8 protein-coding genes are annotated in these 12,219 nt (G+C 55.6%); 1 reads left to right on the forward strand and 7 read right to left on the reverse strand.

Annotated elements, in window-relative coordinates:
* Positions 1–53 precede the first annotated feature (53 nt).
* From GLP52_RS15425 to GLP52_RS15455, 7 genes are all read right to left on the reverse strand, one after another.
* Positions 54–1,757, reverse strand: a complete 1,704-nt coding sequence (locus GLP52_RS15425) for a hypothetical protein (RefSeq protein ID WP_237273609.1) — start codon at positions 1,755–1,757, stop codon at positions 54–56.
* Positions 1,750–3,588 (reverse strand): hypothetical protein, encoded by a 1,839-nt coding sequence (locus GLP52_RS15430; RefSeq protein ID WP_237273610.1) that lies wholly within the window; start codon positions 3,586–3,588, stop codon positions 1,750–1,752. The genes GLP52_RS15425 and GLP52_RS15430 overlap by 8 nt, the downstream gene beginning before the upstream one ends.
* A gap of 214 nt (positions 3,589–3,802) precedes the next feature.
* On the reverse strand, positions 3,803–4,264 hold the full coding sequence (locus GLP52_RS15435) for a hypothetical protein (RefSeq protein WP_237273611.1): 462 nt from the start codon (positions 4,262–4,264) through the stop codon (positions 3,803–3,805).
* Positions 4,265–4,712: 448 nt separating this feature from the next.
* Positions 4,713–5,093, reverse strand: a complete 381-nt coding sequence (locus GLP52_RS15440; RefSeq protein ID WP_237273612.1) for a hypothetical protein — start codon at positions 5,091–5,093, stop codon at positions 4,713–4,715.
* A gap of 478 nt (positions 5,094–5,571) precedes the next feature.
* Complete coding sequence (locus GLP52_RS15445) at positions 5,572–6,081, reverse strand: 3'-5' exonuclease (RefSeq protein WP_237273613.1); 510 nt, start codon at positions 6,079–6,081, stop codon at positions 5,572–5,574.
* Positions 6,082–6,223: 142 nt separating this feature from the next.
* Positions 6,224–6,712 carry a hypothetical protein gene (locus GLP52_RS15450; RefSeq protein WP_237273614.1) on the reverse strand — a complete coding sequence of 163 codons (489 nt, stop codon included), beginning with the start codon at positions 6,710–6,712 and terminating at the stop codon, positions 6,224–6,226.
* Positions 6,713–7,185: 473 nt separating this feature from the next.
* Positions 7,186–9,513: a hypothetical protein gene (locus GLP52_RS15455; protein ID WP_237273615.1), complete on the reverse strand. Its 2,328-nt coding sequence runs from the start codon at positions 9,511–9,513 to the stop codon at positions 7,186–7,188.
* Positions 9,514–9,944: 431 nt separating this feature from the next.
* Between GLP52_RS15455 and GLP52_RS15460 the strand changes: the two genes are divergently transcribed.
* The gene (locus tag GLP52_RS15460; protein ID WP_237273616.1) at positions 9,945–12,173 is read left to right on the forward strand and encodes a hypothetical protein; all 2,229 of its coding nucleotides are present in this window, start codon (positions 9,945–9,947) and stop codon (positions 12,171–12,173) included.
* Positions 12,174–12,219: the final 46 nt, after the last annotated feature.

The following is a 12,219-nucleotide window of genomic DNA, read 5'->3' on the forward strand; positions in this document are numbered from 1 at the left end:
CTCTTTGGGAGCAACTAAGGCGCCAACCGAGCCCGATCGAGCGTTGCCGAGGCTTACGCGTCGAACACCTCCGCCAATAGCCCGTCAATCATACTTTGGCCCTTGGCCCGCTGCGCCTTTTCAAATTGCGCCGCCTGGTAGGCGAGTTGGGATCGCGCATCGCGCTGAGCCGTAAGGGCCAGCGCCATTTCCACCCCTTCTGGCCCCAATTGTCCAAGCTCTGTATGTATCCGAGTACGCGCAATATGCGCCCCGGTCCCCATATGCCTGCGCCAAGCGCTGGAAGGATAACCGCCTGCGAGTCCTTTACCAGATACGTCACGCAACACCGGGACCTGATCCGTCTGCGAAAGCGCGCGGAGATGCGCCAGATGATCCACCTTCATTCCGCGCAAAAGCACAGCATTCAGAAAGGGCTCCAGCCGTTTATGTAATCTGCCGCGTAAGGGCTCATCTTCTTTCGTTGTCGTGATATCGATGCGGTAGCAGTCCCCATCATACCATATATCCTCCCCCCAGATGAGCTGACCGTCTCCCAATCGCAGAGGGATCAGCGTCCAAAAGGCAATACAGAACGCCTCGTTGAGAAGGCGTATCTTGGTATGACGCCGCTTGGCCTCAGTGCTCTGCTCCAAAAGTTCATGGGCCAGCTGCCAGGTTTCCTTCAAATCAGGCAGTTGTTCATAACGGCCAAACTTTAGGGGCACGACGGACTGTAAGTCAGAGCGCAGAGCGTTCTCATGCGCACGGATCGCCTCCAGCGTCAGCCTGTCAATTCCAAGAGCATCTGCAAACTGACGCAGCCGCATGACAGCGGTATGCCGTGTAGCGGGCCGATCCCCGTGAGACGTATAGGCGGGGGCCTGGCGCGCTTTGGCATGCGCCGTGCGCGCTGCCTCCATGCGCCGGACCCCTTCGATTGTAATAGCGATTGTAGCACCTGCATCGATCTGCACTTTTGCATATTCACGCAAGATATCTTCGGTGCTGTCGATCACGGATGCGGCCGGTACTGTTTCATGCAGCGCCACAAACCCCGTGCGCCACGCCTTCAATTTGGCCCGCCAAGCTGGCGGCAGGGCGTCATAAGCGACGCGCCGTTGCGCTGCAGGGCGCGGCACCGACCCCGCCTTGGCAACCTGCGCAGGCTCTTTGCGAACGATCGCCTCAGGCAGGATCACATGTGCAGCAGGACTGCCCGGCATCAAAACATCGATGGCGGCTTTGAGAGAGCGCAAGCGGCGGCTCGATGTCACATCTGCCCCAAAAGCGAGGTAGTCATCGACCGTGGGTACCGTGATCCCACGCGCGGCTGTGAACGCGAGAAACCTGGCGAAAACGCGCAGGTCCTCAAGCGCTACTGCCTTGAACCCTTTTAGGTTGCAGTAAGGAGCCATCAAAGGGTCCGCCCCAAGTGCCTGCCTATCTCGAAGGTCACAGCTACGGCGCACGCCTTTCTTTGCACGGATCGCGTCACGTATTGTGCAAAGAACTGGGGTCCCTGGCGGGACCAACCTGTCAAACGCGCCGCGCAGGTTCTCCAACTGTCGTGGCGAAGCATCCCCTTCTGCAAACGTAAGAAAATCCGAAAGCGTAGGCACAACGATCGCGCGCGCTTGTGCAAACCTAAAGAACTTATCCAAGGTACGCAGCTCACGTAAGCAGATCTCATCAAGCCTCGCGGCCCCGCGGTAAGGATCAAAATGCGCCGCCGATAGAATTTCTGCACGGCTGCGGGTGTCGTAAGTCTTAGTCATCCATCAATCCGATCATCATGTCTTGGCCCCGCTCAACGAGTTTGAGCGCATTCAGCCAGCCGTAGAATTGGCGCAAAGTGGCCGCGGTATCGTCGATACGCTTGGCAATCACTTCGATCTCGTTGGGATAGCGATCGAGCAAAAGCGACGTTTGACCATGGCGCATTTGGTGCGGGGTCATCGGCAGATCGACAACCGCACGCATGACTTGCGAGAAGTGCGCAGCAAAGAAGTCCGCGTTGAGAGAGCGCCCAGTCTTGCGTACCGAAGGGAAAAGAAAGGGGCTTGTGTCTGCATGCGCAAAAAGCGGGCGGATCACCTCAAGATACCAGCGGATCGTATCGTAGGCGCCGTATTTGTTGCGCGCGATCGGGAACTCAATCACGGCATTGTTCTTCGTCACCGCCGCCGGCAAGACAACCTTGAAGGGCTTTTTGCCTTTTTTAGGGATGCGGAACTGCGCGTCTTCACCGACGCATGTCAGCGCCATCACATTACTGCGCCGTAAGGGGGCCCCTCCAATTTCAATGGCTGCAAAACATGCGCAGACCCCGAGCATGCGGACTTGGGAGGTCTCAAGCGCTGTGAGTTTGCGACCCTCGGCCTTAGCCTGCGCCAAGATCTTTTCAGCCGCCTCGCGCAGCGTCAGAAAGGACGTGAGAAAACGGCGCCGCAGGTGCTTCTTTTCCACAAGCCGTTCACAGAATTTGCGGTTGACCTTGGTCATGGATTTTTCGGCCGTGCGGCCTGCACGCGCAGTTTTGTTGTTCGCGAGAACCTGACGCATACCGCTGCAATCCAGCCCGAGATGCGCGCGCACCTGGTTGAGGGCTTTGAGATATTTGCGGGCGCTGCGCGGCTCGAGATGCCCTTTTGACTTCGGTTCATGCTGACGGCGAAACAGCTCACCCGCGATGCCATAGAGCGTTTCATCACAAGCCAGAATGGCTTTAAGATCGCCTTCTTCGCTGCTGATCATGCCGAGATCCAATCCCGCCCGCAAAGCCGTGCGAAAAGCAGACTTCATCACATGCGCATGCGGCTCATGCCTATCGGTGAATTCCTTTGCGACCGGATCCCAAGAGTTATTCGTGACACTCTCGATCCAGGAGATGAACTGGACTTCCCATTCTTGCGGGATCTCTTGGTGCGCTGGCGCCCGGCGCTCAGGCAGAAAGTTGATGGGGCCCGCTGGCAAAAGGGGCAGAAGTTCAGAAAAGGCGCGGAGCTCGTCAAGGCGCTTGAGAGACCGAGCATGAGAGTCTCTCACATTGCCGCTGAAATCCCGGTCAATCTGTTGCGCCCGCTCTAAAGTCATATCCGCGGGTTGCCAGCCGTAAGACCGCGCAACGAGCGCAAAGCTCTTCAGCATCTGAAGCTTCATCGGATGCCAATCCGATGTACCTACCCGCCCCTGCACGCGCGGTTCAATGGCCGCAAGCAATACTGTCCAATCGTCCTGCATCGCCCGCAGTCGAGCTTTTGCGGCGTGAACACCGTGAAACGTCTTTAGCGGTGCCAAGAGCCGGCCCCGAAACGTCTTATAAGCGCGCTCTGTTGGCCAATGATCGAGGTCAAACCCCTTCAAAGGGAACCTCAGCGCAATAGCATCCAGGTCTGCTTCAATCGCAGTCAACGGCCGGTTCAGTATCGAGGCGGCCTTATCAATCGCGCTCAAGTACCTTGATTGCGTGCTGGTAGAGAGATTGCTTCGTGCGGCCGTATAAGCGCGAAGCTGTGCAAAGTTGGGCACCTCCGAGGGGGTGCTGGAGGCCGCTATGGTTGCAACAGAAGACAGGTCGGCAGGGGGTCTGCCAGAGAGATCAAGCATGAGATGTCCTTTCAGGAATGAGGTTGATCAGGGAAAATGAGAAAACCGCTAAGATGCTGGTTTTTCCGGTTAAATGCGCAGCGGACATAAACACCTTTGCGGTTGCCGCCGGTGAAACCTCGAGGGTGTTTGTGTCCCGGTCACTTGCGTGTAGGTCCGGTCGCTTGGTGGAAATCGGCGTGTCCGCAGGGGTGAACTGACATCTATTAAGAGCTCATGTTTTTGGGATAAGGGAGCCGAAGCCGGGAGCGGTACGCGCATAGACGGGGAGGGTTTCGTGGCTGTGCCAGGCCAAAACCTCGGCACGGCGCCAGCGCAGACCGCGCGCGTTTTTGCGACCTTTTGAAAGATCGATGGCCTTTGGGAAAACTGGCATCCGTGCGGGCACGTTGCCTTTCGACCAGCGGTAGAGGATCGAAGGTGTCACGCCGATGAGAGCCGCTGCCGCTTTTGCGTCGAGCAGGGGTTCCCTCAGCTCCGCCGCGCGCTGCAGGTCTTGTTCCGTCGCCAGCCCCAGAGCCGACCACACCACCGTCCAGCGTGTCGTGCCGCCGACTAAGCGGATGCCGAGCGTCCTTAGGACGCGCGAAAGCGCCCTGTAATCGCCGTTGTTGACAGGCTTCAGGCAGAAAAACGTGACCAAGTCATCTTTGGAAAGGGGGGTGTCATGCGTCATGGGAGGGACATAGGTCCCGAGCATGCGCCCCAAAAAACACGACATGCGTTTAGACACGCAGTGCTTTGTAACCGATCACAGCGACGGCGCGGTCAGTTTACAGTATTGATGCGGCCTACGCGGGCCGCCAAGCTACCGGCTTTGGCGTCGGGCGCGATGCCGACGGCAACCTCGCCGAAACGAAGGATAACCCCGCCGCATGCGGCCAAGTCCTGTTTTGTTTTTCGGCCCTGATAGATGCCGTACCAGAAGGGTCATCCCAAAATTTGAAAGGCTAAGCCTAATCTGCCAACAACTTGGCTTTGGAAACACCGTCATCTGAATCGGGTATGTTTCGGATTCAGAATTTCGAGGATCAATACGGGATAGTGCAAAGGTTCTTTGATGTTGAATTCCACGGCAGCCTCCCTGCCCTATTGAGCGTGCCCGCGCCTATTTTACAGGATCCCTAGAGGTCCCGGTGGGTTTCGGCTTGTGCATAAACGCTATGCTCTGTGTGAAAGATATCAATGCTATCATTCGCCAGGTCCCATTTCAGTACGCCCTCATTACCATAGGAATCCTTGCACCCCAAATTAACAGAATAGGTGTACGCCAACCCAAACATCGCAACGCGATAGATCACGTCCGCCGCAAGGTCCATGGATGGGATCGCACTAAAGCTCTCTATCTGGGAAGTGTCATCCTCGCCTTCATAGGTCAGTTCAATTTTTTCAAGTTTCAGTCCCCGCAAATCGGCCAGAAGGAGCCGGCGGATTTCAATGAGGTCGTCCTGTGTTGGATTGTTCGGGTCAAGCAAGTCGAACTCTGGCTGAAGCATCTGTGTCATTCTTTAGTTTCCATTTCTTGGGCGATCCGCATTTTTCTTCTGTTGCAGAGAGGTTCCCGGTGCCGAGATTGGCGTTAAAACAAGGTTTTGTGACGGCGCGGGAATCCACTGCTTCCCGCGTTAGTGCGCCTTGTCAGCGGACAAGACGTTCGGAGCATCGGCTGATGGGCCGACCTCCTCCAATCGGACAGTCAAAGAGCCTTTCACCGCTTGACTCCTGAGTTCTGTTTGCCGCGATAGGGATTGATCAGATCCCAAGCAACGCGTTGCCATGTTCAGCGACAATACAGTCTCCTTCCGACGTGCGTTTCCTTCCTTTCATGAGACGCCGGTGACGTAGTCAAACGACGAAAACACAATGTCCGTCCGTCGTATAAAGAATATGGGTCGAGCGATTATGCCGCGGAAACGCCACAGCGAAATTTTATGCAAATGCCGGGCGTTCGGTTTGGGGGTTCCAAGTAGGCCCGCCTTATCTTCAAAACCTCGACGCCTTGAGCCAGCTTTTTGCAAGTCGTGCGCTGTCCGGGCCCGCACGGTGTGGTGCCGCACGCCGCTCGAGCGTTTCGTAAAGCATATCCAAAGCATAACCAGAGTAGAGGGCAAACGAGATGTGCTCGAAGTTCTCAATTGAGGGTACTTCGTCATATCCACCGGCGTGCAGCAAGCGGGTGAGCCAATGTGTTTCGAACTCGGGAGCATCTGAAACAAGTTGCCGCCCGGCAAGGGTTTTCAGAAAGGCCTGTGACACAACCTGCACCGAAGGTGCGCCCGCCAGACTCGAGAACGCAATCTTATGGACCGCGGCACTAAGATGCGACCAGTCATCGATATCCCATGTTGCGGCGGGGCTGATCAGCGAGCTCCACGTCTGCACGGCACCATTGTCGATCCACGAGAGACCGATCTCGATCGGCCAGCTTTCGAGCGAAAGGCTTGACGCTTCAAAGTCCAGAATGGCGAAGTTTTCAATTTTATCTCGCGTCATTGCACGCGATCCCTTCGCGAGGGGAGCAGGTCGATCACTATCATATAGGCTCCAGCTATTTGAACCATTTGCATCAAAAATTTGAGAGTCGCAAAAACCTCCCTTCCGACTTTCTCAAAGCCGGAAGGGAGATCTAAGCTGTCTAGAGGCAGTCGGACAATTCTTCGAGGCTAACATCGGCATCCAAGGGGCCCGAATGCGCGATGACGACCGCCGTGATCACCCATGTTCCAAACGCTGTTGCGATCCTTGGGCTCATGTCAGCGGTTTGCTGCAATGTCTCCAGAATCCTGATCATCTGAGACGCGCCTTTTGCCATCTTATATCCTTTGACCTGAGGCGCAGTGCTCGTTTGCATCAAAAACGTCTCCCATTCTGCCTCACTGCGGCACCCCCTCAAGACTTCCAAAGCTTGGGGCCAAGCCAGCGGGAACTCTGTCGCAAGACACAGGCCTTGGTTGCGCGCGAAACTGCGCAGACCGGTGGTTAAGGCAAAGATCAGATCATTGGCATTGACCAAGCCTGCGCGGTGCAATTGCTGGGAAACTTCTGCAGCAGCAGTTGGTGCGAGGCGGCGGAAGAGAACCTCTGCAGAAAGAACTGGGCGAGTGTTGGGGTTGAGTTCGGTCATCGTAGTATCCTTGGAAAAGTCGAAAATGGAAAAGCGCCTGCGAACACAGAGGCTCCGGGATAAAGGACGACGCACCAACGCAGCCTGCGCGTTAAAGCTTGTGCTGTGTGTGATTGACAGGTGTCGCTGGGAATGGGCGTCGACCTCCCTACTATTCAGCAAGGGGGATCTTCGTCCTGCGCGTCCGCAAGAAGACGCGCAGGGTCGAAGGGACCCTGCCCCTTAAAATTCCCCTTGTTTGCAACAAACAGGGTATTGAGCTTCTACAATATCGACTTCCTGTAGAAGTCGAATGCTGGGTTCCGGCGTAATAGTGCTCTAATACTGGCGTTGGCGACGCGCCGATGCGGTGGCATGCGCCAGGCTGCGGCGGACCGGGACAGGGCTCACAAGAGGCATTGGACCAGTGAGCGATGTCTGTTTTCCCGCATTGAAAAATATTCCCGGGCATCGCAACAAATCGGTCTGAGCCATTACAAAATACTCCGCATATTTTGCCGACTTGGCCCCTGCCCCGTGCCAGTGATGTGGCCTTTCAGACCAGTTTGGATTGGCACTGTGTTCCGACCCGTTTGGCTTAGCACCTCTGCACAGGTGCACGTTGAAAGCGGCCCCCAGATTTCCTGTGCACGCCGAAGCGCGTCGAGCGCACTGTCAGCCTTGATCAGCGCCGTGCAGGAACGCGCATAGGGGCGCGCTTGCTGTAGCTCAATTATGTGAAGTTGGTCACGTATTTGCGCAGGCAAGCTGGACAACATATCTGCCGCCTCGATCCCACACCGTTTTCGGTAAGCCTTTACTGCATCAAGTGATGTAAACAAAGCCGGGGCATCTTCGACGAGACCGGAGCCCGAGAGACGAAGCCCTCCTTTGTCGGTCAAACCATCAATCAAAGCCGCCGCGAGCCGCGTCGGCCGAAACTCTTGCCAGCTCACGAGCTCATCAACCGGCAGACCCGGTATCGGAATGTTGCACCCCAAAATAACGCGCTTGCGGGTTTCCGAGCGGGCAAGACGCAGGCGCTCGACAAGCTGGCGCGTGGCAAGCTCTCGCGTCTGAAGTTGCACGCGCCGGATTAACGGATCTGGATGGCAGGGGGTTTGCACCGCAACGGCACTGCCATCTGACATCTCATAGGGAACTTCGACCTCCGGCAGGCGCAGTTGGCCAGTTGCGTCTGGTCGAATAAACTCCAGATTCGCGTCCTCACGATCCCCCCACAGGGCGCGGCCGTAGTCTTCAAGTGCTTCAACAGGCAACTCTTCGCGGCCGATCGCGATCACGGTCGAGCAGTCGCGATATCGATTGGTGCCAAGGGCGCGCCCGCCGTACCAGAGCCAGTGCGCCCCATGCAGCGGTGTGTGCAGCATCCGTTGGGACACCTCTTCATCCCGAAGCCCTGAGAAATTGTGGCCCGCGTCTTCGAAGAAGCGCAGCGCCACCTTTCTGCTGCATCCAACTAGAACCCCGCCACCTTGCCCCATCTGATCCGCCAATACCTCGCGACGGATCACCCGGCGCCAGTGCTCGCGCAATTCGGGACCTTTGAGCAAGCTTCTGAGTGTCATGCGCCGATCATGAATTTGGACTATGTCCGCATGGGGGCGCAACACCATGTTGGTGCTGCGATGTGCTTCAATACCCAAAGCATCAAGTATCTCAAGGTCCGCATCGGCATCGAGAATGAGCATGGGTTGTTTGTGACGCTGTGGGCGTACGCGGCAGACCCTCAGTGCGTAGCCCGAGGGGCCGTTCACAAGGCGCAGCCGTTCTATCGTTGTTCTTGTTCTTTGCTTCGCATCGGCGAGGCTTGTCCAGACTGCGGCGTACCAGGACGCATTTCTTAGGAGATCTTCGCCGCGCGCAAGCAACCTGGATTGCTGTGCGTCGCTCTGATCCGGTTCAGGTGCGGGAACATTTGCTTGAGCCGAATATTCGAGGCGCGCAAACGCGCGATACTCTTCTTCCGTATAGGACAACTCCAAGGGGGATTGGCCCAGCATCATTGTCTCGATGAGAGTGTGAGCGGCGGTCAGAAGTTCTGCATGTGCTTCAACGCGCCAGTCCTCTTTTCGGCCACGCTGGGTGTAGTGCCGTAAAAAAGTTCGAGGCAAGCGAAACGCATCGATGCTGATGGTGACGAATGAGAGTTGTTGTGCCCAGAACGTTTCATCAACCACGCGCAAGATACCGCCGTATTTGTCGGTGTCGGGAAAGCCGAGGTAGCTCGTCGCCATATAGCGATGCCCTACTGTATTGGTGACGGCGAATTGGTTCAGATAAGCACAGCTGTCGGCATGTGGACAGCGCGCGTCGCCCTGCTCGCAAAAGCTTTCGCGGATATTCAATCCCAGCCGGATTCCGCGCTCAACCAGCTGATACTTTCGGCACATCTTTTCGTCCGAAGTGGTTGGGTCGGGTGCGGAGCGACCGCGAATGATATGGGCTTTCCCCTCAAGTTCTTGGGCGTGCTCGGCCGCTTCCTCGGAAAGCGCCAGTGTAGGTGCATGAAACACAATGCGTTTGTTGCCAGCCAAATGCCCAAGTAGCTCGCGCGCGACGCGACTTTTACCAGCCCCGGGACTGGCGGCAATAACCATCGCAGGAACAGGAGCGCCTTCCGGCGCATCCCCAATTTCGACAAGATGTTCGATGGCTAACCTGAGTGCCAGCCTGAGATTGGGCTCTGCGCGGGCCAATTTTGTAAACATCGTTGTCGGTGCGGGAGTTTTGGCCGGAAACGCGCCAAAGCCTCCAAAGCGGCCGGCAAGATCTCGGGGTAGTAGGGTAGTGTTCGTCATGACCGATCCTCTGATTATCATATCAAGGAAATCGGTCGAACCCTGCTGGCAGAGAAATTTCGTGCATCAAAAAAGTGTCACACCGGTAATGAATACCTATGACCGGCATGACACCAAATGTTCGACGGTTACATTCGACCTTGGCGGCTTTTGACCGATAGGTCACGTCTGAAACCCAGCGCGCTGACGCTTGGCAGACAAAACACAACGCGCCACGAGATGGTCAAATTTTCGACCAATTTTTGCGCCAATCCACTGGCAACGCTGGTGCAGCAGTTAGTCCGCATTGCGCGCCCCGGTTTCAAAGATACCGGTACTAGGAGCCGACGACATCAAACCCAAATTTCAACGCCTTTTCTAAGCGTTGGTAAATCAAAAATTCTGACAGCCATGCTCCACGATGTCTGTTGCTACAGCGAAAAACGTACAAAATGCTTGATGACACTTCCGACCCTCAACGCGTACCTCCACATGATGACTGGCTCGACCTCCAGACGGCTCGAGAACAACTCATGGAACACATTGCGCGGTTTTTGACGACCAGTTCTGGTCAGAATGCATGGGATGAGCACAACGCTCCTCCGGTCCTCGGCCTCAAGGTCTCGGCCGGTCTTGGCAAGACGCGCACAGCGCTGGAGTGCATTGCAAAGCATGGGCATGAATTCCTAAAAAGGGGTCATATCCTGTTCTATGTGCCCACGCTTGATTTGGCCGTTGAAGCGGAGAAAACCTTCAGAGAGTTGAATTCCGATCATCCAAGTTTCGTGCTGCGCGGCAGGAGTGCGTTAAACCCGGGAACGGCCACCGCTATGTGCGCGCGCTCCGATGTCGCGAAAGAAATCGCGAAAAACGTCTCATCGGTCACGCGGGCCCTATGTCGAGAGGAAACCCGAGGAGGCAAGATCGTCGAAGCGGCCTGCGCCAAGGGATGCCCCTATCTTGCGCAAGAGGCCATCACGAAGCCACACGTCGTGTTTCTGGCTCATTCATATCTGAACTCTAAACCACCTTTGTCGTGCCCTGTTGCGCTGCGGATCATTGACGAAAAATTCTGGAAAGAGATGATCGATATTGAGTCGTTGCCTCATGATGACTGGATGTTCACACCAGATCACCTGAAGGACGACGCCTTAAAACATAACTATGAAAAAACACAAAAGACGGTTTCAGCTGCCTTGCGGGATAAGAAACCGGTGCATCTCGCGCTGCGCGACAAAGAGATAACAGCAAAATCATTGCGCGACCTTGCCACAGCAGAGCGGCTGGCTATGCCGGTCTTGGAACTCGATCCGGGACTCCCAGAGAATCTCGTCCGATTGCAAATAGCCTCGTTCGATCACGCGAAAGCTAACAGCATTAAGGTCCGGTCGCTGGTTTTTAACCTGTTGGCAAGAACTATAGGTCGGGGCGGTACAGAGCGCCTCAGCCTGGCAAAACCAACAGAACAATCGGGCAACCGTGCGCTGATAAAAGTTCATCAATTAGATGAAATTCCCGTTGATGCGCCAATTCTTCTCTTGGATGCAGATCTCGACGAAACCATCGTCAGTCGCTTTTGCGCAAATGCAAAGTTTGAACGTTTACTCACACGACCAAAAGCACATGTTATTCAGGTGAGCGACCAAACCCTTGCGTACTCAACACTCAAGGGCGAGGAACACAAAGAACGGCGCGATGACATTGTCAGGATCATCAAGCGCGAAGTAGAACGCGCTCGTAAAAAAGATGTGCTTGTCGTGGCGCCTAAGGCTGTTCTGCATAAATTATATGAAGACAACGGGGAAACCTTCAATGACAGGTCGACCCAGCCTCAGATGCTCCATGGCGCTACTGTCAGATGGTTCGGGCCGAGATTGCTGGGCGTAAACACCTATAGTGACTTCGCAACAATCATACTGGTGGGTCGTTTGCAACTTCCTGTCGTTGCTCTCGAAGATCAGTTGCGTGCGCTTTTTGGAGATAGTGACATGCCGCTTAGCTTTACCGACGGAGAAAGATTGATGGCTTCCAAGACCAGCCTTCTGCGCGCAGACGATACGCGCGTGGATGTGAAGGTCCGAAGCCATCCGGACCCACGCGGGGCAGCCCTGCTTCGTCAAAGTCGCGAGGCGCAGTCTGAGCAGGCAATTGCACGGCTGAGGCTGCTGAGCACCGACACACCTAAGCGGGTCCTAGTTCTTAGTAACGTCCCGTTGCCTGGTCTTCCCGTAAATGATTGGCTCAAATTCGACGCTGTCGTTCAGGACAAGTCTGATGTGCAGGTTTCCAAAAAATATCAAAAGTTGGAACGTGCGATTGATGGAGCGAACGGACCTGTGCTGCGTGGGATTCGGTTGTCTCCAAGCGGGTTGACTAAAGACGCCAAGGACGTGTTTCCCAGTTTCGAGTCAGCAAAGGAATTCAGAAAAAAACTCCCTTCGGAAGTCATGTTGCAGTGGGTGAAAAGCATTGCAGCTGACAGGGGTCTGTCTGCAACTTCCATGCTGCTCTCGAGGAGCATGCGTGGTGGTCACAAGACTCACGCGGTTGTATTCACCACCGCGAAAGGTGCACAGCAATTATCCCAACATCTCTGGCCGGAATTCGACAAACACATCGTGAGTGAAGAGCGCCCGGTTATCAGGAATGATGAAACTGCGGTTCTCGAACCGTTATCATGAACGCCGCAGATCGCGGTATCTGTTGGCCGAGCCCTGTTTTAGGCTC

Source organism: Sulfitobacter sp. M22 (genome assembly GCF_021736025.1).
In the GTDB taxonomy this organism is placed as follows: domain Bacteria; phylum Pseudomonadota; class Alphaproteobacteria; order Rhodobacterales; family Rhodobacteraceae; genus Sulfitobacter; species Sulfitobacter litoralis.